The organism is Aeromonas sp. LsrichE-8G, assembly GCF_022869435.1.
GTDB lineage: Bacteria > Pseudomonadota > Gammaproteobacteria > Enterobacterales > Aeromonadaceae > Aeromonas > Aeromonas caviae.
In genome coordinates, this window is record NZ_JALIHH010000088.1 from 1 (window position 1) to 23,919 (window position 23,919).

Annotated in this window: 19 protein-coding genes; 9 read left to right on the forward strand and 10 right to left on the reverse strand. The window is 63.5% G+C overall.

Features of this window, described 5'->3' with window-relative positions:
- Positions 1-170: 170 nt before the first annotated feature.
- The 5 genes from MUW49_RS13830 to recN all read right to left on the reverse strand — a co-directional run bounded on the left by MUW49_RS13830 (position 171) and on the right by recN (position 7,490).
- Positions 171-1,544: a TolC family protein gene (locus tag MUW49_RS13830; protein ID WP_244812891.1), complete on the reverse strand. Its 1,374-nt coding sequence runs from the start codon at positions 1,542-1,544 to the stop codon at positions 171-173.
- A complete protein-coding gene (locus MUW49_RS13835; protein WP_244812892.1) occupies positions 1,541-3,559 on the reverse strand; it encodes a MacB family efflux pump subunit in 2,019 nt (672 codons plus the stop codon). Before MUW49_RS13835 ends, MUW49_RS13830 begins: the two co-directional genes overlap by 4 nt.
- Complete coding sequence (locus MUW49_RS13840; protein ID WP_223930614.1) at positions 3,556-4,719, reverse strand: efflux RND transporter periplasmic adaptor subunit; 1,164 nt, start codon at positions 4,717-4,719, stop codon at positions 3,556-3,558. The genes MUW49_RS13835 and MUW49_RS13840 overlap by 4 nt, the downstream gene beginning before the upstream one ends.
- A 194-nt stretch (positions 4,720-4,913) precedes the next feature.
- Positions 4,914-5,354 (reverse strand): universal stress protein, encoded by a 441-nt coding sequence (locus MUW49_RS13845; protein WP_244812893.1) that lies wholly within the window; start codon positions 5,352-5,354, stop codon positions 4,914-4,916.
- Positions 5,355-5,825: 471 nt separating this feature from the next.
- The gene (gene recN, locus MUW49_RS13850) at positions 5,826-7,490 is read right to left on the reverse strand and encodes a DNA repair protein RecN (protein WP_113978194.1); all 1,665 of its coding nucleotides are present in this window, start codon (positions 7,488-7,490) and stop codon (positions 5,826-5,828) included.
- 306 nt (positions 7,491-7,796) lie between these two features.
- On the opposite strand from recN, the gene MUW49_RS13855 reads away from it, so the two are divergent.
- Entirely contained in the window at positions 7,797-8,954 is a 1,158-nt protein-coding gene (locus tag MUW49_RS13855; RefSeq protein ID WP_244812894.1) for a GGDEF domain-containing protein, read from the forward strand.
- A 24-nt stretch (positions 8,955-8,978) separates the two neighbouring features.
- On the opposite strand, the gene nadK is transcribed toward MUW49_RS13855, so the two are convergent.
- A complete protein-coding gene (gene nadK / locus MUW49_RS13860) occupies positions 8,979-9,863 on the reverse strand; it encodes an NAD(+) kinase (RefSeq protein ID WP_010673644.1) in 885 nt (294 codons plus the stop codon).
- Between the two features lie 263 nt (positions 9,864-10,126).
- On the opposite strand from nadK, the gene grpE reads away from it, so the two are divergent.
- The 8 genes from grpE (at position 10,127) to MUW49_RS13900 (ending at position 21,032) form a co-directional block, all read left to right on the forward strand.
- A complete protein-coding gene (gene grpE / locus MUW49_RS13865; RefSeq protein ID WP_029314044.1) occupies positions 10,127-10,702 on the forward strand; it encodes a nucleotide exchange factor GrpE in 576 nt (191 codons plus the stop codon).
- A gap of 283 nt (positions 10,703-10,985) precedes the next feature.
- Positions 10,986-12,914 carry a molecular chaperone DnaK gene (dnaK, locus tag MUW49_RS13870; protein WP_010673646.1) on the forward strand — a complete coding sequence of 643 codons (1,929 nt, stop codon included), beginning with the start codon at positions 10,986-10,988 and terminating at the stop codon, positions 12,912-12,914.
- 254 nt (positions 12,915-13,168) lie between these two features.
- Complete coding sequence (gene dnaJ / locus MUW49_RS13875; RefSeq protein WP_045524008.1) at positions 13,169-14,305, forward strand: molecular chaperone DnaJ; 1,137 nt, start codon at positions 13,169-13,171, stop codon at positions 14,303-14,305.
- Positions 14,306-14,569: 264 nt separating this feature from the next.
- The gene (locus MUW49_RS13880) at positions 14,570-16,060 is read left to right on the forward strand and encodes a carbohydrate porin (RefSeq protein ID WP_080944225.1); all 1,491 of its coding nucleotides are present in this window, start codon (positions 14,570-14,572) and stop codon (positions 16,058-16,060) included.
- Positions 16,061-16,171: 111 nt separating this feature from the next.
- Positions 16,172-17,131 (forward strand): aminoimidazole riboside kinase, encoded by a 960-nt coding sequence (locus MUW49_RS13885; RefSeq protein ID WP_109112198.1) that lies wholly within the window; start codon positions 16,172-16,174, stop codon positions 17,129-17,131.
- A gap of 83 nt (positions 17,132-17,214) precedes the next feature.
- Positions 17,215-18,579 carry a sucrose-specific PTS transporter subunit IIBC gene (locus tag MUW49_RS13890; protein WP_041214803.1) on the forward strand — a complete coding sequence of 455 codons (1,365 nt, stop codon included), beginning with the start codon at positions 17,215-17,217 and terminating at the stop codon, positions 18,577-18,579.
- Positions 18,579-19,994 carry a sucrose-6-phosphate hydrolase gene (locus MUW49_RS13895; RefSeq protein WP_210555897.1) on the forward strand — a complete coding sequence of 472 codons (1,416 nt, stop codon included), beginning with the start codon at positions 18,579-18,581 and terminating at the stop codon, positions 19,992-19,994. Before MUW49_RS13890 ends, MUW49_RS13895 begins: the two co-directional genes overlap by 1 nt.
- Before the next feature lie 27 nt (positions 19,995-20,021).
- Positions 20,022-21,032, forward strand: coding sequence for a substrate-binding domain-containing protein (locus MUW49_RS13900; RefSeq protein ID WP_244812895.1), 1,011 nt, complete (start codon positions 20,022-20,024; stop codon positions 21,030-21,032).
- Positions 21,033-21,110: 78 nt separating this feature from the next.
- Here MUW49_RS13900 and MUW49_RS13905 read toward each other — a convergent pair whose 3' ends face one another.
- The 4 genes from MUW49_RS13905 to tnpA form a co-directional block, all read right to left on the reverse strand.
- Positions 21,111-21,839, reverse strand: coding sequence for an MgtC/SapB family protein (locus MUW49_RS13905; protein WP_210555899.1), 729 nt, complete (start codon positions 21,837-21,839; stop codon positions 21,111-21,113).
- A 183-nt stretch (positions 21,840-22,022) separates the two neighbouring features.
- On the reverse strand, positions 22,023-22,400 hold the full coding sequence (locus tag MUW49_RS13910) for a hypothetical protein (RefSeq protein WP_210555900.1): 378 nt from the start codon (positions 22,398-22,400) through the stop codon (positions 22,023-22,025).
- A 371-nt stretch (positions 22,401-22,771) separates the two neighbouring features.
- Entirely contained in the window at positions 22,772-23,272 is a 501-nt protein-coding gene (locus MUW49_RS13915; protein WP_227262951.1) for a hypothetical protein, read from the reverse strand.
- Between the two features lie 102 nt (positions 23,273-23,374).
- Entirely contained in the window at positions 23,375-23,764 is a 390-nt protein-coding gene (gene tnpA / locus MUW49_RS13920; RefSeq protein WP_210555901.1) for an IS200/IS605 family transposase, read from the reverse strand.
- Positions 23,765-23,919 lie beyond the last annotated feature (155 nt).

Genomic DNA, 23,919 nt, shown 5'->3' on the forward strand with positions numbered 1-23,919 from the left:
GGGACACGCCGTTTTAGCCTGTGGAGGCGTGGTGCAATCAGGCCGCCCGATGAAGCAGGAACCCGGTACTGCGCGAGCAGCTATCACCCAGTAATGGGAATCCCCCTCCTGTGACGCGAAGCGCTAAGGTGGGGGAGGATGTCAACGCGATCCCACACTCTCTGCCTGGGTCAGGTTCGATCGCTTCCCCCCAGCGCCCGATAGATGCCTGCCATGTTGTTGAGCTGGGCCTGCTGCTGTGCCAGCAGAGCGAGCTCGGCATCCCACAGGCGGTTCTGCTCATCCAGCCAGGGTTGCACCCCAGTGGCACCGGCCAGAAAACGGGCGCCTGCCAGCCTCTCGGCCTCCCGGGCATAGGCCCTCTGCTGCTCCAGATAGCGCAGCCGCTGATCCCCTTGCTGACGGGCGGCCAGGCCATCCTCCACTTCCAGCAGCGCAGTATAGAGCTGCTTGCGAAACTCGGTTTCGGCAATCTGGTAGTCGATGTCGGTGCTGGCGATGGAGAGCCGGGTCTTGTTGTACTCGAGGAAAGGGAGCGCCAGCGTGGCGCCCAGGGTGCCGACCGGATTTTGCAGCACTTGGGTCAGGGTATCCGAGGTGGTGCTGGCACCGCCGGTCAGGCTCAGGGTGGGATAAAAGCCGGTGCGGATCTCGTCTCCCCTCGCAAGGGTCTTGCGCAGCCTGAGTTCGGCGGCGCGCACATCGGGCCGCCGGGCCAGCACATCGGCGGGGATGCCAGCCGCCAGGGACGGGATCGGGCCCATGATCAGGGCGTCGGGAGCGTCAGCGAGCGGCCCGCTGCTGCGGCCCAGCAGCAGGCGAAGAGCATTGCCCGCCTGTGCCCGTTGCTGGGTGAGGGTGGCGAGCTCCGCCTGCTTGCCCGCCTTCTGCTGGCTGGCCTGTACCAGATCGAGTCGGGTCACGGCGCCCGCCTCGTATTTGGCGCGGGTCAGGCGTTCAATGCGCTCCAGATTGGCCAGTTGCTGGGTGCCCAGGGTAATGGCCGAGCCGAGGTAGGCCAGTTGCCAGTATTGCTCCAGGGTCTTGCCGATGAGCAGCAACCGGGTGGCGGCCAGATCCTGTTTGCTGGCCTGTGCCTCCCAGCTCGCCTGATCCCTTGCCGCGGCCAGTCTGCCCCAGAGATCCACCTCGTAGCTGAGGTTGAGGGAGGGGCCCAGGTTGCTGCTGGCGCTGCCATCTTTCATGTTCTTGGTGCCGCTGGCCCCGAGATTGGCGCTGACCGAGGGGGTGAGGTTGGTGTCAGCCAGATCGGCGCCGAGCAGGGCATTCTTGAGCTTGAGCCCGGCCACCCGCATGTCCGGGTTGGCGGCCAGCACCGCCTCGACCAGGCGATCGAGTGCGGGATCCTGGAATCCCTGCCACCAGGGGCCAGCCTGCTGCGCGGTGAGACCTCGGCTCTCCTGCTGCCATGCTGGCGCCACGTCGAGATCGGGTCTGTGATAGGTGCTCTGCTGGCTGCAGGCACCGAGGCTGGCGGTGAGCATCAGGCTTAGCCCGAGCCTTGATAGGTTGAGCATCGTCATTCCCTCGCCAGTGCCTCCACCGGATCGAGCCTGGCCGCATTGCGGGCGGGCAGGTAACCAAACAGGATCCCGATGAGGGAGGAGCACCCGAAGGCCATCAGGATGGAGAAGAGCGAGAAGCGCATCTGGAAGCTTTCCACGAGCAGGGAGAAGAGAGCGCCGATGAGCAGGGCGAGGCCGATACCGAGCAGCCCCCCCAGCAGGCTGACCATCACCGCCTCGATGAGGAACTGTTGCAGTATGTCGGACTGGCGGGCGCCGACGGCGATGCGGATCCCTATCTCCCGGGTACGCTCCACCACCGAGACCAGCATGATGTTCATCACTCCGACGCCGCCGACGATGAGGGAGATCACCGCGATGGCGGAGACCAGCAGTGTCAGGGTGGCGGTGGTCTTCTCCACCGATTTGACGATGCTGTCGCTGCTGAAGGTGAAGAAGTCCTTCACGCCGTGGCGCTGGGTCAGCAGGGCGACTGCCGCCTGCTCGGCCAGGGCGGGCTGGACGCCGTCTTTGACCCGGATGGTGATCTGGGTGAAGTGCTGCTGGGAGAGGAGACGGCTCATGACGGCGCTGTAGGGGAGCCAGACATTGACCGACTGGCTGCTGCGGCCAAAGCCGGTCTCCTGGGTGACCACCCCCACTATGCGCACCGGCAGGGTGCCGACCAGCACCACCTGGCCGACCGGGTCCACCTTGCCAAGCAGGCTCTCTATGGTCTTGCCATCCACCACGGCGACTGCCGTCCGGTTTCGAATGTCCCGCTCATCGAGCAGGCGCCCCTGGGTGAGCGTCATCCCCTTGACCCGGAAAAAGTCGTTGCCGACCCCGATCACGCTGCCGCTGCTGGTCTTGTTGCGATAGCGAAGCTGGCCCGACGTCGCTATCTGAGGGCTGGCCCCCTCCAGATAGGGCTGGCCGAGCAGCGCGTCGAGATCCCGCTCGTTCAGGGTCTGGATGCTGGCGGCCTTCTCGTCTCCCCAGTCCTTGCCGGGGAAGATGTCGATGGTGTTGGTGCCCATGGCGTTGATGTCGTCGATCACCTTGGCGCGCGCCCCCTGACCCAGCGCCACCACGCTGACCACGGCGGCGATGCCGATGATGATGCCGAGCATGGTGAGGAAGGTGCGCACGCGATGGGCCAGCATGGCGTGCAGGGCCATGCGCCCCGCCTCCCGGTAGCGATCCCAGCCCCGGCTTGCGGTGCGGACGGCGGCGCTTGTGCCCTGTGCATCTTGCCCGACAGAGGGAGGGGGCAGCTGGCTGCCATCACCTGGCAGCGGGTGGGCCCGCGCCCTGGATGGGGAGGCTGCGTTGTCATCGGCCGCCCGATGGCCGCTGTCCTCCACTACCCGCCCGTCACGCAGGGTGATGATGCGATCCGCATGGCTTGCCACCGCCATGTCGTGGGTCACCAGAATGATGGTGTGGCCCTGGGCGTGCAGCTCCTTGAGGATGGCCATCACCTCCTTGCCGCTCTGGCTGTCGAGAGCGCCGGTGGGTTCGTCCGCCAGGATCACCTCGCCGCCGTTGGCGAGCGCCCGGGCAATACTGACCCGCTGCTGCTGACCGCCGGAGAGCTGGCCTGGTCTGTGGTGGCTGCGATCCTGCAGTCCCAGGCGGGTCAGCAAGGTGCGGGCACGGGCCTGGCGATCAAGGCGGGCGGTGCCGGCATAGATGGCGGGGATCTCCACGTTGGCGGCCGCGTCCAGATGGGGCAGCAGGTGATAGCGCTGGAAGATGAAGCCGAAGTGGTGGCAGCGCAGCCGTGCCAGGGAGAGGGCATCCAGGGTCGCGGTATCCTGGCCGCGAAACAGATACTGGCCGCCGCTCGGGCGATCGAGGCAGCCCAGCAGGTTCATCAGGGTCGATTTGCCGGAGCCGGAGGCGCCGACGATGGCCACCATCTCCCCGGCATCGATGGCGAGATCCAGCGGGTGCAGCACGGTCACTTCGTGCTCTCCGCTCTGGTAGCGCCGCTCGATGCCCTTGAGACGGATCAGGGGCTCGCTCACGGCTCCATCTCCCCTTCATCGTGCAGGGCCGGCTTGCCTTGCTCCAGGATCACCTTCTCATGCTCGATCAGGCCGCTCACCACCTCAATCTTGATGTCATCCTTCATGCCGGTCTTGATGCGGCGGGTCTCTCTCTGATCCCCCTCCTTGAGCAGGCTGACCTCGTACTCGTTGTCGCCAGTCTTCTTGCCGAGGGCGGTCTGGGGAATGGCCAGTACCTGCTTGCGCTCGCCGAGCACGATGGTGACCTGGGTCGTCATGGCGACCCTCAACTGATGGCCGGGGTTGGGCACATCGAACAGGGCATAGTAGTAGATGGCCGCATTGCTGGTGGCCGTGGTGCTGGCCGTCTGCTCATTGATGTTGGTGGGTGCCAGCTCGACCGTGCGAAGGGTACCGTGGTAGCGAGTATCCGGATCCCCTATCAGGGTGAAATAGACCGGCATGCCCGCCTTGACACGGGTGACGTCCGCTTCGGAGATCTGGGCCTTGACCGTCATGGTGTCGAGATTGGCGAGCTTGAGCAGGGTCGGTACCGTCTGGCTGGCGGCCAGGGTCTGCCCCTGCCGGGTGACGATGGAGACAACGGTGCCATCCATGGGGGCCTGAATGCGGTTGTAGCCGAGCTCCGTCTTGGCGCGCTCCACCTTGATGATGGCGTTGTCGATGTCGGCCTGGGCGCTTTGCAGCTCGGCCCGGGTGACGGCAAGCTGGGCTTCGGCGCTCTCCAGATCCGCACGAGAGCTCGCTTCCTGCCGAAACATCTGCTGCTGGCGGCGCCAGGCAAGCTCGTTCTGTTTGAGCTGTGCCTGCTTGATCTTGAGCTGGGCGCGGCGGCTGGCCAGCTCAGCTTCGGCGGTCTTGAGGTTGTTCTGGGCGATCAGGGGATCGATCTCCGCCAGCAGCTCTCCTTGTTTGACCTGTTGACCCGCTTCCACCGCGAGATAGGTGACCTGACCCGAGACCTGGGCCCCCACATCCACCTGCTCGATGGCCTGCAGTACGCCACTGGCGAGCACCGTCTGCTCCACATCCTGGCGGGTAACCGTTGCGGTCAGTACCGGGTCCGGTGTGTTGCCTGGCCAGGCCAGCCAGGTGACGAGAGGGATCAGCACAAGGGCGAGCAGGGCGAGCTTGCCGGGTTTTCGAAGAGCTTTCATTTATCACCTGAACGAAACGAGCGAAGGCGTGCAAGGGCCATATCGTGCAGCAAATGGCCCTCAAAAAGAAGCGAGCAATGTGTAAGAAATCGTGTGGTTCTGGCGGTGACGCAGTGGAGGAGGTCAAGCTGGGGGAGGATGACGGCGGGGCGTCAGAAACAAGAAGACCCGCTCAGGGAGCGGGTCTTGTGGTGTCAACCGACGGCTTTGAGCAAGGCGGCGTGAGGCTCGTGGCAGATCTGGATATCGAGGGGCAGTTTGTAGAGGAGCAGGCGGGCCAGCGAGCCCTCCATCCAGTGATGACGGCTGCCGACCAGCAAGAGGTCGGCGGGGTGGGCGGTCAGCCAGCGCTGGAGATCCGGTACCACGTCATCCACCACCAGGCACTGGTAATCCATCGGATGAGACAGCTGGGTGATGAGTTCACTGATGATCGCCTTGGCATCCAGGGTGCCCTGGGGGCTGCGCTCCTCTTGTGACAGGGACAGACTATTGCGACGGGTCTTGCTGCTGTGGGTCAGGTGCAACAAGGTCAGGTTGGCGCCCAGCCCTTGTGCCAGACGGCTCGCCTTGGCCAGTGTCTCCTGCTCGTAATCCTTGCCTTCCAGCAACAGCACAATATTGGTCGGGCTCATAAGCAGTTCTCCTTGGCAGGTGCGGGTCAGACTGCGGAAGCGCGCTCCCATCCTCCCTTCCCGCGAAATGTCAGCTCAAACGAACCCGGTGTGTTTGCACCAAGCGTCACCTTCTGTCGATGGCAACTGAAGGTACCGAGTCCGTTTACATCATCATAACAGACTGAGTTGAATGGAAAATGAAGGAGTGGGGCCGTTCGATATATGAATGAGTGCAACGAAGATGAGTGGCGTCCTGACCATGGCGATGGAAACCCGACTGGGTGATGACCAGGCTGGCAGGTTCAGACTGAGCATCAAGACACGTGCCGCGGATTAGCCAGGGCAGCCCCTCGTTCTTGCTTGCGGCTCACGGCATAGGTCAACCAGGCCGGCGCCGTCGGCAAGAGGTTTCAACTGGCCAGCGCGATGATGGCACGGTCAATCTGAAGGGGCCGACATGGACGGGAGGGCATCCCTCCCGCCCCGTGGTCAGCTTGCGAGCAACTCACGGGCGTTGGCCAGGGTGTTGTCGGTGATCTGATCGCCCCCCAGCAGGCGGGCCAGTTCGTTGAGCCGGGCACCCGGGGTGAGCGCCTGCATCTGGGTTTCCGTTGTCTTGCCGTCGGTGTGTTTGCTCACCACCATGTGCTGGTGACCCTTGCCTGCCACCTGGGGCAGGTGGGTGACCACCATCACCTGGGTGGATTCGCCGAGCTGGCGCAACAGGCGGCCCACCACGGCGGCGGTCGGGCCGCTGATCCCCACATCCACTTCGTCGAAGATAAGGGTCGGGGTGGAGATCTTGCGTGCACTGATCACCACGATGGCGAGGCTGATACGCGACAGCTCGCCGCCGGAAGCCACCTTGCCAAGGGGTTGGATGGGCTGACCCGGGTTGGTGGTGACCATGAACTCCACCCGATCGATGCCAAGGGGCGAGAGGCTGCTCTGGGCATCGGGTCGCACCTCGATGGCGAAGCGGCCATCTGGCATCGCCAGTTCGTGCATGCTGGCGCTTACCTTTGCGCCCAGCTCCTCGGCATAGCGCTGGCGGCTCTGGCTCAGGGCCTCGGCGGCCTGCACGAAGGCCTGGCGGGCCGAGGCCAGCTCGTCTTCCATCCCCTCCAGGCGTTCCTCGTCGGAGTGCAGGCGGGCCAGATCGGCGGCCAGCTCCTGATGGTAGTGGGCCAGCTCCGCCGGTTTGACATGGTGCTTGCGTGCCAGGTTGATGGCCTTGGAGAGGCGGCTCTCCAGCTCGTTGAAGCGCTCTGGATCCAGTTCCAGCCGGTCGAGATAGCTGCGCAGCTCGCTGTGGCTCTCCTGTACGCCGATCAGGGCTTCGTTGAGCATGCCGAGCACGTTGCCAAGCCGGCTGTCCATGCCGACCAGGGTCTCGGCCCTGTCCACCGCCGTCTGCAGCAGACCGGCGATGGTGGTCTCTTCATTGTCATAAAGCAGATCGAGGCAATACCCGCACTCCTGCATCAGCTCGGTGCCATTGGCGAGCCGCTGATGCTCCTCTTCAATCTCTTCAAACTCTCCCGGCTGAAGGGCAAATTCGTCCAGCTCCTGCACCTGGTATTCGATGAGTTGACGGCGGGCTTCCCGCTGCTGCTGCTCGGCCTTGAGCCGGTTGAGCTCGTTTTGCAACTGGCGCCACTGCTGGTAGTGGCGGCGTACATCGTCGAGGAGCAGATGATGACCGGCGTAGCCGTCCAGCAGGGCGAGCTGGTAATCGGGTTTGAGCAGCATCTGGTGAGCGTGCTGACCGTGGACGTTGACCAGCAGTTGACCCAGGTTCCTGAGCTGGGCGAGGGGGACGGGAACCCCGTTGATATAGCTGCGAGAGCGCCCCTCGGCGGACAGTACCCGCCGGACGATGCACTCACCGTCATTTTCAAGCTCGTTGGTGGCGAGCCAGGCCCGGGCGGCAGGATTACCCTCCAGCAGGAAGCGGGCACTCACCTCGGTCTTGTCGCTGCCCGGGCGCACCATGCTGGCTTCGGCGCGCTCCCCCAAGCACAGCCCCAGAGCATCAATGGCGATGGATTTGCCCGCCCCGGTCTCCCCGGTGATGCAGGTCATCCCCGGTTGCAGATCGAGCTCGAGAAACTTGACGATGGCGAAGTTGTTGACGGTCAGCTGGGTCAGCATGGTCTCATCCTGTATGGGTCAACATTACTGTGTATGCATCCAGTATATACTGGTCTTATATACAGTAAAGTGGGCAGGGAGGATTTTTGCGAAACAGGGGGAGGGCAAGGGTGTCAAGGCCGCGGCATGGGTGTGACGCCGATCAGATGGTCTGCAAAATCAACCTGCGTACCTTGCATGGGCTGAGGCGATGCGAGAAGCCACCTTGAGGGGCTCTCTTGTGGTGAGTAGCTGGTTGAGACACACTCGAAACAGTCCTGGTTGAGCCTGGGCTGTGCACAGACCTCTTCGCAAGGATGCGTCACGATGATCCATACCCCGACCCTGCTGCTGATCTCCCTGGCAATCAACCTGATGTCGGGGCTGATCATGCTGTTCATCCACTCCCTGAAGCCGGGTCGAGGCAACTTTCTGTACTGGTCCCTCTCCGCTTTTCTCTTCTCCCTCTCCATCCTGCTGCTCAGTCTGGGGGTATTGGGAGGGTATCCGGCGCTGGGCATCCGGGTCGGCGGCCTGGTCTCGCTCATGAGCATCCTGCTGTTGCTCACCGGTTTTTGTGCGCTTTACGAGCGCGCATGGCATCCCCGTGCCGTGGGGGGAGGCGTGGCGGTGTTGCTGCTGCTCTATCTGGGATTGTCCAGCCTCGCCCCCGTGCGCATTGTGCTGGCTCTGATGGAGTCGATGTTGTACCTGTGGTGCGCCTGCCTCATCGTCTCTCTCGGCCGGCAACAGAAGCGGGTGCTCCATGCGGTGGCGCTCATTTACCTGCTGCATTTCACCATCCTGCTGAGCCAGGGGGGGCTGCTCTTGCTGGGAGCCGAAGAGCGGATGGGGGACGGAGACTGGCTCGATCTCATCTTCTTCATGCACATGGTGCTGACCATCGGCTCGGTGTTGCTGCTGCCTCTGGTGGCCTATGTGGAGACGGAGGAGGCATTGCTGGCGCTCTCGGAGCGGGATCCCCTCACCGGGGTGCTCAATCGGCGCGGTCTCTTCAGGCACGGAGAGGGGGCTATGCCTGGGCAGGCGCGCTGCGTGGTGGTCCTGGACATCGATCACTTCAAGCGGGTCAACGACCAGTTTGGTCACGGCTGCGGGGATGAGGTCATTCGCTATGTGGCCGGGGTGCTGGTGGCCGAGGTACGCAAGGGTGATCTGGTGGGGCGCATCGGTGGCGAGGAGTTCGCCATCATCATGGGGGGCGTGAGCGGCCAGATGGCCCGCGACATCTGTGACCGGATCCGCCGCCAGATAGAGACGGGCTCCCGGCAGGGGGCCTGCCTGCCGTGCGAGGGGGTCACGGTGAGCATGGGGGTCGTGTGCGCCAGTGCCGAGGCTGACCTGGCACTGATGCTGACCAAAGCCGATGCTGCCATGTACCGGGTGAAGGAAGCGGGGCGAAACGGGGTGCATCTGGCATTCGAGCCGGCACTGCCTCGGCTGGTCGAAAGCAGCGAGGGGTAGACCCTCGCCACCGATGGTGCCTGGCTAGAAGAGTTTGCTGCCCCAACCGAGCTTGTTGCGCAGCACGTGGAAGTAGCTGTAATCCAGCGGATGCACCAGATGAAGCTTGTGGCTGCTCTTCTTGATGAGGATCTCGTCCCCCGGGTGGACCGCCAGGGTGACCTGGCCGTCGCAGCTCACCTGCATGGCGTCGTCCTGGTTGTCTGGCGAGACCAGCAGCCGCACTTCGCTGTCCGCATCCAGCACGATGGGGCGGCTGCTCAGGGTGTGCGGGAACATGGGCACCAGCGTGATGGCGTTGAGTTTGGGGGTGAGGATGGCGCCCCCTGCCGACAGGGAGTAGGCGGTGGAGCCGGTGGGTGTCGCCACTATGATGCCGTCCGAGCGCTGGCTGTACATGAAGCTGCCGTCGATGTAGACCTCGAATTCGATCATGTGGGCGATCTTGCCCGGGTGAAGCACCGCCTCGTTGACCGCGAGGTTGCTCGACTTGCGCTCCCCGTGGCGATAGACGGCGGCCTCCAGCAGGAAGCGATGCTCGCTCTTGAAGTGACCCGAGAGCACCTGCTCCAGGGGCAGCAGATAATCCTGGGGCGAGAGATCGGTCAGGAAGCCGAGGTTGCCCCGGTTCACCCCGATCACCGCCACATCGAACCGTGACAGCACCCGAGCGGCCCCCAGCATGTTGCCGTCACCGCCGACGACGATGGCGAGATCCGCCTGCTCGCCGAGTTGCACCAGATCCATCACGTTCTCCCCGAGCAGCCCCAGGGTATGGGCCACCCGGCTCTCCAGCAGCACACGAAAGCCGCGGCTGGTCAGGTACTGATACAGGCCGGTCAGGGTCTGGTTGGCCCCCTCGTGATGGGGCTTGCCGATGAGGGCAACGGTTTTGAACGGAGAATCCATAGGTTATCGGGTCTGGGAGAGTCTTGGGGGGAGTATACCGCGCTTTGCCGGGGATTTGTCTGCCTCCGTGACGGTTGGTGCAATCGGCCCCGAAAAGGGGCTGCCTGGCACGCGGATGGGCGCCATTGTGTCCGATCTGCCCTTTTCCCCTTGAAAGCCGGGGCTGTGTCCCCATAATAGCGCCAACACAGGGTCTGCTGGCGCGTGTCGCTTGTCTGAACGCCAGCCACCCTCACACGCAACCCCTGAATATTGGAGATGTCATGAGCCACGAAGAACAAAAGGTTGAAGCGATGGAGCAAGTGGAAGCCCAGCCAGTCGAGCCGACCGATGTAGACAGTGAAGTGACAGCCGAGCAGGCCCGCATCGCCGAGCTGGAGGCCCAGCTGGAGGCGGCCCAGCAGGCTTCCCTGGAAGAGCGCGAGCGCGCCATTCGCGCCGTCGCCGAGATGGAGAACCTGCGTCGCCGTGCCGCTCAGGACGTGGAGAAAGCCCACAAGTTTGCACTGGAGAAGTTCGCCGCAGAGCTCTTGCCGGTGCTGGACAACCTGGAGCGCGCCATCGAGCTGGCGGACAAGGAGAACGACACCCTCAAGCCGATGATTGAAGGGGTCGAGCTGACCCTGAAATCCATGCAGAGCGGCGTGGCCAAGTTCGGCCTGGTGGCGCTGGACCCGACCAACCAGCCGTTCGACCCCAATGCCCACCAGGCCATGAGCATGGTGCCCAGTGCCGACGTGGCGCCGAACACTGTGATCGCCGTGATGCAGAAGGGCTACGAGCTCAACGGCCGCGTCATCCGCCCGGCCATGGTGATGGTCTCCAAGTCCGCTGACTGATCACGCTGTTCTCACCAAGCCCGCCGCTTGGCGGGCTTTTTGTTGGATGTGGCGCCAGAAAACGTGTCTGGCGTCATTTGGCTGTCAGGTGGCCTGTATGCAGGTTTTTTCAGGGCCGGACTTGAAGCGCCGACTTGAGACCCCATATAGGTTGCAAGGCCACGGCGGCACAAAAAATTTGATGCCGGGAGCTTGAAAGCCACAGTGGCAGGCCCCACCTAGCCGTTAACGTATCAAGGCGAGCCCCTCGCCAGTTTATTCAAAGTATTTGGAGATTCGTCAAATGGGTAAAATCATCGGTATTGACCTGGGTACTACCAACTCCTGCGTCGCTATTCTGGATGGCGACCATGCTCGCGTGATCGAGAACGCGGAAGGCGACCGTACTACTCCGTCCATCATTGCCTATGCCGATGACGGCGAAATCCTGGTTGGTCAGCCGGCCAAGCGCCAAGCCATCACCAACCCGAAGAACACGCTGTTCGCCATCAAGCGTCTGATCGGCCGTCGTTTCGAAGATGACGAAGTACAACGTGACCTGAAAATCATGCCGTACGCCATCGCCAAGGCCGACAACGGTGACGCCTGGGTTGAAGTGAAAGGCAAGAAGATGGCACCGCCGCAGATCTCTGCCGAAGTGCTGAAAAAGATGAAGAAGACCGCCGAGGACTACCTGGGCGAGCCGGTGACCGAAGCCGTCATCACCGTACCGGCCTACTTCAACGACGCCCAGCGTCAGGCCACCAAGGATGCCGGTCGCATCGCCGGTCTGGACGTCAAGCGCATCATCAACGAACCGACTGCCGCGGCTTTCGCCTACGGCGTCAACAAGGTCAAGGGTGAGCGCAAGGTTGCCGTGTATGACTTAGGGGGCGGTACCTTCGATATCTCCATCATCGAGATCGACGAAGTCGAAGGGGAAACCACCTTCGAAGTGCTGGCAACCAACGGTAACACCCACCTGGGTGGTGAAGACTTCGACAACCGCGTCATCAACTACCTGGTTGACGAGTTCAAGCGCGAGCAGGGCATTGACCTGCGCAACGACCAGCTGGCTCTGCAGCGTCTGAAAGATGCCGCCGAAAAAGCCAAGATTGAGCTCTCTTCTGCCCAGCAGACCGACGTGAACCTGCCGTACATCACAGCAGATGCCACCGGTCCGAAGCACATGAACATCAAGGTGACCCGCGCCAAGCTGGAATCCCTGGTGGAAGACATGGTGAAAGACTCCCTGGAGCCGGTTCGTGTCGCCCTGAAAGACTCCGGTCTGGCGGTTGGCGAGATCGACGACGTCATCCTGGTGGGCGGTCAGACCCGTATGCCGCTGGTTCAGAAGACCGTGGCCGACTTCTTCGGCAAAGAGCCGCGCAAAGACGTCAACCCGGACGAAGCCGTGGCCATGGGTGCTGCCATCCAGGGTGCCGTACTGTCCGGTGACAAGACCGACGTACTGCTGCTGGACGTGACTCCGCTCTCCCTGGGGATCGAGACCATGGGCAGCGTGATGACCGCGCTCATCGAGAAGAACACCACCATTCCGACCAAGAAGTCCCAGGTGTTCTCCACCGCCGAAGACAACCAGTCTGCCGTGACCATTCACGTGCTGCAGGGTGAGCGCAAGCGCGCCAGCGACAACAAGTCCCTGGGCCAGTTCAACCTGGAAGGCATCCGTCCGGCACCGCGCGGTCTGCCGCAGATCGAAGTGACCTTCGACATCGATGCCAACGGCATCCTGCACGTCTCCGCGAAAGACAAGGAGACCAACAAGGAGCAGAAGATCACCATCCAGGCCTCTTCCGGTCTGTCTGATGACGAGATCGAACGCATGGTACGCGAAGCCGAAGCCAACGCGGCCGAGGACAAGAAGTTCGAAGAGCTGGTGCAGGCCCGCAACCAGGCTGACGGTCTGGTCCACTCCGTGCGCAAGCAGGTCACCGAAGCCGGTGAAGCTCTGCCTGCCGACGAGAAGACCAAGATCGAGACTGCCCTGAGCGAGCTGGAATCCGCCATCAAGGGTGACGACAAGGCTGCCATCGAAGCCAAGCAGCAAGCGCTGCTGGAAGCGTCCCAGAAGCTGATGGAGATTGCCCAGCAGCAGGCTCAGGCGCAAGGCGCCGCCGGTGCTGACGCCGGTCAGTCCTCCTCTTCCGCCAAGGCTGACGACGACGTGGTCGACGCCGAGTTCGAAGAAGTGAAAGACGACAAGAAATAAGCCCGACCCGGATGGGCGAAGTCCGCTTCGCCCATCGGCTCAGAATCTGTTCACGGTCTGTCGCGAGAGGCCGTCAGCAAGGTAAAGAGCAGCGCAGGAACCGGAGCGTATAGATATACGTGAGGATTCCGAGCAGCACATGAGCCTTGATCACGGCTTCGTAGTAAGAGTGTGAGCAGATTCGTCAATGAATTTACGGGCGTTGGGTAACCAACGCCCGTCTGCGTAACTGCTGATATAGCAACAGGATGAGTATGTCGAAGCGCGATTTCTACGAAGTGCTCGGGGTGTCGAAAGGTGCCGACGAGCGCGAGATCAAGAAGGCGTACAAGCGTCTGGCCATGAAGTATCACCCGGATCGCAACCAGGGTGATGCCGGGGCTGAAGAGAAGTTCAAAGAGGTCAAGGAAGCCTACGAGGTCCTGACCGACGAGAACCTGCGTGCCCGTTATGACCAGTACGGTCATGCCGGGGTGGATCCGAGCCAGGGTGGCGGCCACGGCGGCTTTGGCGGTGGTGCCGATTTCGGCGACATCTTTGGCGATGTGTTTGGCGACATCTTCGGTGGTCGCGGGGGCGGTCGTCGCGGCCCGGCCCGTGGCGCCGATCTGCGCTACAACATGGAGCTGACGCTGGAAGAGGCGGTGCGCGGGGTCTCCAAGGAGATCAAGATCCCGACCCAGGTCCACTGCGAAGTGTGCAACGGCTCCGGTGCCCATACTGGCAGCTCCGCCCAGACCTGCCCCACCTGCCACGGCTCCGGCCAGGTGCAGATGCGCCAGGGCTTCTTCGCGGTGCAGCAGCCCTGCCCCCACTGTCACGGTCGCGGCAAGATCATCAAGGATCCGTGCCGCAAGTGCCATGGGGAAGGGCGCTATCAGAAGACCAAGACCCTGTCGGTCAAGATCCCGGCCGGGGTCGATACCGGGGATCGCATCCGTCTCTCCGGCGAAGGGGAAGCGGGGGAAACCGGCGCATCGGCGGGGGATCTGTACGTACAGGTTCACGTGCGCGAGCACGAGATCTTCGTCCGTGACGGCAACGACCTCTACTGCGAAGTGCCCATCAGCTTCACCACGGCGGCGCTCGGCGGCGAGATTGAAGTGCCGACCCTGGATGGCCGGGTCAAGCTCAAGGTGACCCCGGAGACCCAGACCGGCAAGCTGTTCCGCCTGCGGGGCAAGGGCGTCAAGTCCGTGCGCTCCGGCCAGGTGGGGGATCTGATGTGCAAGGTGGTGATCGAGACTCCGGTCAAGCTGACCGAGACCCAGAAAGATCTGCTGCGCCAGCTGGACGACTCCTTCAGCGGCGCCGCTGCCAAGACTCACAAGCCGAAATCCGAAGGCTTCTTCGAAGGGGTGAAACGCTTCTTCGACGACCTGACCAAATAAACGCGACCCGCGTTACCCAAGCCGGCACGGATGTGCCGGCTTTTTTTTGCCCGCCATCTGGCCTGGATCCTCCCTTATTGAGTGGATCCCGATGAGGGATCCTCCTCACAACTTCCACCAATTCCTCCTGTACAAATGTTATCCCGCTCACACTCCTGCTGAAACGGTTTAGCTTGCATATTGAGTCAGCTAAAGCGGTTTAGCTATCCTCAGCTCGTCAACAACAACAGAGCCCGGACGGGCGACAGAAGACAGGTGAGGACGATGACGATGTTCAAGAGCAAGTTGGCGCTGGCCGTGGCGCTGGGATTGGGAATGAGCAGCCCGCTGTGGGCGGCGGATGGTGGTATCGAAGCCAGGCTGGCGGCGCTGGAGGCGCGGGTGCAGGCAGCCGAGGCGCGCGCCACCGCTGCCGAAGCGCGGGCCGACGAGGCCCAGAGCAAGGCAAACGAAGCCCGCGAGACCGCCGTGGTTGCCAAGGCCCAGAGCGAGAAGGTGGACAAGCAGACCGCCGGGGCCCAGGGCTTCGAGTTCCACGGCTATGCCCGCTCGGGCCTGCTGGTGAACGGCAACGGCAATGGTGGCCGCGGCGGCCCCTACATCACCCCGGCCGGCTCGGTGGGCGGCGCCGTGGGTCGCCTTGGCAACGAGGATGACACCTACATGGAGGCCAACCTGCTGAAGACCCAGACCTTCGACGATGGCAGCTGGGCCCGCTACAAGCTGATGCTGGCGGACGGGGTGGAGACCAGCAACGACTGGACCGCCAGCGATTCCAGCCTCAATACCCGCCAGGTGTTTGCCGAAATCGGCGATCTGGCGAGCTTCAGCGGTCCTTTCCAGCACTCGGTGCTCTGGGCGGGCAAGCGCTTTGACCGGGACAACTTCGACATCCACTGGCTCGACTCGGACGTGGTCTTCCTGGCCGGTACCGGCGGCGGCGTCTACGACGTGCAGCTGGCCGACAGCTGGAAGGCGAACTTCTCCCTCTACGGGCGCGACTACGGCGACATCAGCGCGAGCGGTCTCTCCGACATCGAGAGCTACATCCTCACCATGAACAACCGCGTTGGCAACTGGCAGTGGATGCTGAACGGCCTCTCCGCCAAGGACAACGAGGCGCGCATCAACGACGGCGGCGCGGGCAGCGAAGCGGCGAACAAGGGGGCCCACACCCTGGTGGCCTACCACGCCGACAGCTTCTTTGGCATCAACCCCGGTTTCTCCAAGGCGGCGGTGCTGTATGGCCACGGTCTGGGTGCCGAGCTCAAGGGGCTGGGCTCCGACAGCGAGCTGCTGCCGGATGCCGATGCGGTGCGGGTCGCCGTGTTTGGCGCCACCGATCTTGCGCCCCGCTGGCGTGTGGCCCCGGCCCTGCTGGCCGAGCACAGCCAGGATCGTTACGTGAAGGGGGACGAGTACCGCTGGGTGACCCTCAATGGCCGCCTGGCCCAGGTGCTGAGCCAGAACGTCGAGCTGGTCTACGAGGCGACCTGGCAGTACATGGACCTCGATCCCAAGGGCTACAAGGGTCGCCAGGCGGTGAGCGGCGATTTCACCAAGCTCACCTTCGCGCCGACCTTCAAGGCGCAGACCGCCGGCTTCTTCGAGCGGCCCGAGCTTCGGGTGTTCGCCACCTGGATGGACTGGTCCTCCGAGCTCGACAACTACGCCAGCTCCGATGCCATGGGCCAGAGCAACTTCACCGCCGGGGGCGAGTGGAACTTTGGCGTGCAGATGGAAACCTGGTTCTAGTTCGTTATCCCGATCACAAAAATGGCAGGCGGCCCCGGGATCTGTTGGTTAGCTAAAACGGTTTAGCTGATAATGCGGACCCAGAACCCGGGGCTGACCCCGGCAAATCCTGTGCAGCAGTGGAGTAGCAACAAGGTGACGAATCGTGTGTGGGTAATGGGGGATGCGGTAGTGGACTTGATCCCGGAAGGGGAGCAGTACTACCTCAAGTGTCCGGGTGGCGCACCGGCCAACGTGGCGGTGGGCGTTGCCCGGCTCGGCGGGGAATCGGCCTTCATTGGCCGGGTCGGCGCGGATCCCTTCGGCCGCTTCATGGGGGAGACCCTGGCCAGGGAGGGGGTCGACATTCGCCACCTGATCCAGGATCCGGCCCATCGCACCAGCACGGTGCTGGTGGATCTCGATGAGGCGGGGGAGCGCAGCTTCACCTTCATGGTGCGCCCGAGCGCCGATCAGTTCCTGAGCCCCGCCGATCTGCCGGTCTTCCAGGCCGGGCAGTGGCTGCTGACCTGCTCCATTGCGCTCGCCAACGAGCCGGTGCGCAGCAGTTGTCTGCAAGCCATGGCGACCATCCGTGCCGTCGGGGGGCGGGTCTGCTTCGACCCCAACCTGAGGCCAGAGGTGTGGGGCAACCCTGCCGAGATGCTGCCCGTGGTGCGCGAGGCCATGGCCCTCGCAGACGTGGTCAAGCTCTCGGTGGAGGAGCTGCAACTGCTGAGCGGTCTGGACGATCTGGCGGCGGGGCTTGCCACTCTTTCAGGCCCGGCCCTGGTGCTGGTGACCCGGGGGGCGGCCGGTGTGGTGGCCCGTCTGGGTGGCGAGTTGCTGGAGTGGGTGGGGCCCAAAGTGACGCCACTCGATACCACTGGGGCGGGGGACGCCTTCGTTGCCGGGCTGCTGGCGGCCTTGGCCGAACGGACCTCGCTGCCGACGCTGGCCGAGCTGCCCGCCATTCTGGCTCAGGCCCACGGCTGCGGGGCGCTCGCCACCACCGCCAAGGGGGCGATGACGGCACTGCCCACCCGCACCCGGCTGGATGAATTTTTGCGATCAGGCGCAGACGGCTGTTGATCTGCGGCTAGAAGCCCGGCTCGACAGCCCCTACTCTCATGTGACAAGGGCCCGCCAGCGTGGCGGGTCATAAGAGGAAGAATATGAATATCAGTGCGATAGCCCAGGATCTGGTGCCCCTGCTCGGGGGCAAGGAGAACATCGTCAGCGCCGCCCACTGCGCCACCCGGCTGCGGCTGGTGCTGGCGGACGACAGCAAGGTGAACAAGGCCGCCATCGACAAGCTGGAGGGGGTCAAGGGGTGCTTCAGCAACGCCGGCCAGATCCAGGTCATTTTCGGCACCGGCCTGGTCAACAAGGTCTATGCGGAGTTCGTCACCCTGACCGGGACCGGCACCGCCAGCAAGGCGGAGCTGACCGACATGGCGACGGCCAAGCTCAACGTGGCCCAACGTCTGGCGCGGACCCTCTCCAACATCTTCGTGCCCATCATTCCGGCCATCGTCGCCTCCGGTCTGCTGATGGGGCTGCTCGGCATGGTGCGCACCTACGGCTGGGTCAACGCCGACAGCGCCCTGTTCGTCATGCTCGACATGTTCAGCTCGGCAGCCTTCATCATCCTGCCGATCCTCATCGGCTTTACGGCGGCGCGCGAATTCGGCGGCAATCCGTACCTCGGGGCGACCCTTGGCGGCATCCTCACTCACCCGGCCCTGACCAACGCCTGGGGCGTGGCCGGGGGCTTCAAGACCATGGACTTCTTCGGCCTGGATGTCGCCATGATCGGCTACCAGGGCACTGTCTTCCCGGTGCTCCTGGCGGTCTGGTTCATGTCCCACCTGGAGAAGCAGCTGCGCAAGCGCATCCCTGACGCCCTGGATCTCATCCTCACCCCGTTTTTGACCGTTATCATCACCGGCTTCGTGGCGCTGCTTTTCATCGGCCCCGCCGGGCGGGTGCTGGGGGATGGCATCTCGTTCGGTCTGAGCGCCCTCTATGAGCAGGCAGGCTGGCTGGCGGGTCTGGTGTTTGGCGGCACCTATTCCCTTATCGTCATCACCGGCATCCACCACAGCTTCCACGCCATCGAGGCGGGGCTGCTGGCCAACCCTGCCATCGGCGTCAACTTCCTGCTGCCCATCTGGGCCATGGCCAACGTGGCCCAGGGCGGGGCTTGCCTCGCGGTCTACTTCAAGACCCGGGACGTGAAGATCAAGGCCATCACGGTGCCGGCGGCCATGTCCTGCCTGCTCGGCATCACCGAGGCGGCGATCTTCGGGGTCAACCTGCGCTACATCAAGCCCTTCCTGGCCGGCCTGTTCGGCGGGGCCTGCGGCGGCGCCTACGTGGTGGCGGCCAAGGTCGGCATGACGGCGGTGGGCCTGACCGGCATCCCGGGCATGGCCATCGTCCAGCCCATGAGCCTCATCCACTACGTCATCGGTCTGGTGATCGCCTTTGGCGCCGCTTTCGCCGCCTCCTACCTGCTCAAGTACAAGGTGGAGTGATGAAGGAAAGCCATCTCCTGAACCAGGTTGTCCGGTCCCTGCTGGCCGGACAGCTCAAGGCGGCGGCCGATCCCCATCGGCCCCGCTGGCATCTGGCAGCCCCGGTGGGGCTGCTCAACGATCCCAACGGCTTTATCGAGCACGACGGGCGCTACCATCTTTTCTACCAGTGGAACCCGCTCGGTTGCGAGCACCGCAACAAGGGCTGGGGGCATGTCACCTCCACCGATCTGCTGCACTGGCAGCACGAGCCGGTGGCGCTGCTGCCCACCGAGGCCTATGAGAGCCACGGCTGCTATTCGGGCTCGGCGGTGAGCGACGAGCAGGGGCGTCTGACCCTCATCTATACCGGCAACGTCAAATACCCGGACGGCAGCCGCACCGCCTACCAGTGTCTGGCCCGTGCCGACGGTGAGGGGGGCTTTGCCAAGCTGGGACCCGTGCTGGACCTGCCCGCAGGCTACAGCGGCCATGTGCGCGACCCCAAGGTGTGGCACGACGGTCGGCAGTGGCTGATGGTGCTGGGGGCCCGCACCCTGGACGATCGGGGTGAGGTGCTGCTCTATCGCGGTGACACCCTGGATGCCTGGACACTGGTGGGCCCCATCGCCGGCAGCGGGCGCGGCGGTCTCGGGGAGTTTGGCTACATGTGGGAGTGTCCGGACCTGTTCCCCCTGGGAGATCGCCATGTGCTGATCAGCTGCCCGCAGGGGATTGCCCCGCAGGGAGAGGATTATCGCAACCTCTACCAGTGCGGCTGGCTGGCGGGTGACTTCGACGGCGAGCGCTTCGAGCACGGGGCTTTCCACGAGTTGGACAGGGGATTCGAGTTCTATGCCCCCCAGACTACCCAGGACAGTCAGGGGCGGCGCCTGCTGTTCGGCTGGCTGGGCTTGCCGGAGGAGAACGAGATGAGCCAGCCCACTCTCGAGCACGGCTGGATCCACCAGATGAGCTGCCCGCGGGAGCTGTTCTGGCAGGATGAGTGGCTCTGCCAGCGGCCGGTGGCTGAGCTGGGCGCCCTGAAAGGGGAGCAGACCCGCTTCGAGGGGGCGCCGGACGAGCTGCCTGCCCTGGCCATCGACTCGGCCTGGCTCGATCTGGCGCTGACCGGCGAGGGGAGCCTTCGCCTCGGCACTGTGGCCGAGCTGGTGTGGCAGCCGGGACGCATCATCCTGCGGCGCCAGAACTGGCAGAGCGGGGAGTGGGAGGCGCGAAGCGCCCCTTGGCTTGGGGGCAAGATCACCGTCTTGTGTGACCGCTCCAGCCTGGAGTGCTTCGTCGATGGCGGGCGCCAGAGCTTGTCGACCCGTTACTTCCCCGGCGAAAACCCAGTACTTTCCGCACGTTGCGGTGGTGATGGCAGCAAAATTTGTCTCGATCACTGGCCGCTGGCGACCTGCCTAGTACAATAGCCCGGTGTCAGTTTGCCGGGAGGTCAGGTGGAGAAGAAGAAACGGATCACGATTGCCCAGATAGCCACGCTTGCGGGGGTCTCCAAGGCCACCGCCAGTCTGGTGCTCAACGGCAAGAGTGCGGAATACCGCATCGCCGACGATACCCGCAAGCGGATCCAGGCGGTGGCGGACGAGTGCCACTATCAGCCGAGCATCCATGCTCGCTCCCTGCGGGAGGTGCGCAGCTACACCTGGGGGCTGATGATCCCCGACCTCACCAACTTCGGCTTCGCCAGCATCGCCCGTGCCCTGGAGGCCCGCTGTCGGGAGGCGGGGATCCAGCTGCTCATCGCCTGCTCCGAGGATGACCCCACCCTGGAGCAGCGGGTGGTGGACAACCTCATCAGCCGTCAGGTGGATGGCCTCATCGTCGCCTCCAGCGGCCACAGTGACGACATCTATGCCCGCATCCACGACCGCTTGCCGGTGGTGCAGCTCGACCGCCACATCGGTGAGTCGCGCCTGCCCATGGTGATCTCGGACGCCTGCAAGGCTACCGCCGAGCTGGTGCAGGATATGGCCGAGGATTGCGGGGAGGAGATCTACTACTTCGGCGGTCTGCTGGATCTCTCCCCCAGCCGCCACCGGCTGGCGGGTTACGAGCTCGGATTGCACCGGGCCGGGCTGGAGGCCACTTCAGACCGGGTCCGCCACCGTGACTACCAGCCGAGCTCGGGTTATCAGCTGATGTCTGAGCTGGTGGACGAACTCGGGGCACCGCCGAAGGGGCTTTTTACCGCCTCCTTCACCCTGCTGGAGGGGGTGCTGCGCTACCTCAACGAGGCGGAACTGATGGAGACCGGCATGCGCCTGTGTACCTTCGACGATCACGATCTGCTCGACTGCATCCCCATGCGCATCGATTCCGTGGCCCAGGATTGCCCGGCCCTGGCCCGGGCCGCCTTCGAGATGATGCAGCAACTCATCGCGGGCAATCCCCCAGCCCAGACCGCCCAGGTCATTAACCCCAGGGTGCGCTGGCGCAGCCGCCGTTAGGCACACGGCTTCCCTTTCCTGTGAAAAAGCCCCGCCGGATCCGGCGGGGCTTTTTCTGCTGCGCCTGGTATGAGGGCGTCAATCGGTGATGCTGGCCCGCCAGAAGATCTGCTTGATGTGAGGGTGCTCCCCGAGCGTGTTCATCAGGGCATCGAGCTTGGTGCCATCGATGGCGGTGGCGAGCAGCGTCGCCGAGATCTCGAGATCCTGATCGCCGAAGGGGGTGATGTCGAGCTCGCTCAGGGGGTAGTGGGCCTGCTCCAGCATCTGCTCGAGCCAGGGCAGTACCTCCTTCTGGTGAGCGCGGCCTATGAGAGCGGTCACGTGATAGGTCACTTCGGTGTCCATGTTGTCCACCGGGTCACGGTTTATCTGGTTGACCAGGGGGCGCAGCAGGGTGTTGGCGGCCAGCACGAAGAGGGCGCCGAGGATGGCCTCCAGGGCGAACCCGGCGCCGCAGGCGGCCCCGACAGCGGCCACGCCCCACAGGGTGGCAGCTGTGTTGATGCCCCGGATGTTGCCGGATTCACGCATGATGACGCCAGCGCCGAGAAAACCGATGCCGGAGACGATGTAGGCCACCACGTGGACGACCCCGTAACTGCCACCATGCAGGTCATAGATGCGCTGGGCCAGGTTGACGAACAGGGCCGCCCCCACGGCGACCAGCACGTTGGTGCGAAGGCCGGCGGTGCGCTGGCGGTACTGGCGCTCCAGGCCGACCAGGCTGCCCAGCACGAAGGCGAGCAGCAGGCTGGCCAGGGTGTCGAGCAGGGCGAGAAAATCGAGTTGTTGCCACATTCTCATGAATGGGTCTCCTTCTGGGGATGCCGACCAGCTTTCGCCCCCGGGTTGCGTGAGAGACGGGGGGCAAGGTCGACATCGTGGTGAATGCAAGGGCGCGACCCGCCTCCTGACGGGGCGGGATGGCGCAGAACAGGGAAGAGGCCCTTCACGGTTGCCCGGGAAGGACCTCGCCTCGTTCGAGGGTCAATGGCTGGTGGTGGCGTCGTCCCCGGCGCGGGGGCGCAGTTCCCAGCGTACCGGGTGGACAGCCCCGACCTGGTGGATGAACTGCACCAGGTAGCGGCGCTGGGGCGGCGTGCAGTAGAGGCTCAGCACCAGCACGCGGCCTTCACCGCGCCCGGGCTGCATGGATTGCATAGGACTGAGTCCGGCCGGTTGCAGGGTGTGGCTCACTGCGGCCAGCACCTGCTCCATGTCGGCTCTGTCTTCGCAGCGGATGTGCAGCCGATAGAGGTGCTGACGCCGTTTGCCACGTTGCCAGAGTGGTCGCAGGCCCCGTCCCAGTCTGCTCAGCAGGGAAGGGGATTTGTCAGCGACAGGGTTGTTTGAAATCAAGCGCATAGCAGCCTCCTTTTGGGAAGCAGAAACTATGCAGGCAAGGTGTCGTGGGATGAGTCCCCGTCACCTGACGTCAAGTGTGAAAAGCGGGGAAAAGAGGAGTCCACTTCTCGCAGGGTGGCGAGTCGCGGCAGAGAATAACCTGCGGCTAGCTCGCGACCAGGGTGCCGACGACGAGGGCCGGCGTGCGTCTGTCACTTGATGAGTTGCCCACCGATGGTCTCCGCTAGTGATAAAGAGGCGACATGGTAGCCGATACGGCAGCCTGGGTAAACCCCGAGCCCTTGATAGCAACATATTGAAACATAATAAAAAAGAGATGAAAGCGCCGGTGAAGGGAGCCCTCTTCCCTTCACCGGCGGGCCCTTGGGGGGTTACCGGGTCTTGTCGATGCCCAGGTATTTGAGCATCCGTTTTTCATAGATGGGTTCGGTGTCGTCCACCTGCATCTTGTGCAGGAAATACTTCTCGAACGCTATCTTGGCCAGGTGGACCCACTTCCCTTTCTTGGACCAGGCGACGTTACGCGGCGGGATCTGGGGCATGGCCACGAAGGCGGCCCCTGTGTCCCCCATGTCCGCCAGACAGATGGCATTCCACACCGCCCGGGTGACCGGGGGTTGGCCGTCCAGCTCCGCCTTGATGTTGTGGCTTAAGGTGCGCACCATGGCCTCGATCATGTAGCCGGTCTTGGGCACCCCGGTCGGTACCGGCGTCTTGTGCTGGGGCGGGATGGCGATGCAGACCCCGGCGGCGTAAATCTGCGGGAAGACAGGGTTGCGCTGGTGTTCGTCGACGATGACGAACCCGCAGGGATTGACCAGCCCCTCGAGGCCCCGCAGGGGGCTGATGCCGGCGAAGGCGGGCAGCATCATGGCATGCTTGTAGGGGAGGCTGTGGGTGCGCTTGACGTTGCCATCTTAAATGCGAAAGGGGACTCCCTCCGACGTAGGTGGGAGGGGAATTTCGCCGGGGCGTCAGCCCCGCTGGTTTTGAATGTATTGCTTGATCACCTCCAACGGTGCTCCGCCGCAAGAGCCCGCAAAGTAAGAGCGTGACCAGAGTACGGGTTTGCTGTAAGCACCTCTCAAGTCCAGAAATTCATTACGCAGTCGCCTTGATGTGACCGCCTTTAACGAGTTCACCAGTACCGATAGCTGCACCGTTGGCGCGTACTCTATCAGCATGTGAACATGATCAGCCTCTCCGTCACACTCTTTCAGTTCCGCACCAAAATCTCTGCAAACCTCTGCCGCACACTGACCGAAGAAGGCGTGATGCAGATCCCCCAGTATCGGCTTTCGATACTTGGTGATAAACACCAAATGTACGTGCAAAACGTAGGTCGCATGGCGTGATTTATTAATTTTAGTGAATCCTGATTACCCATGATTAGCAGTCAGTTACCACGAACTATACTGATCTTACGTACAGTTATCGAGGTGCGAGATCATGGCCAAAAGCAAAATCCAATTCCAGAAAGGCTACAGCCTGTTTGAGTTTCTCAAGGACTATGGCACTG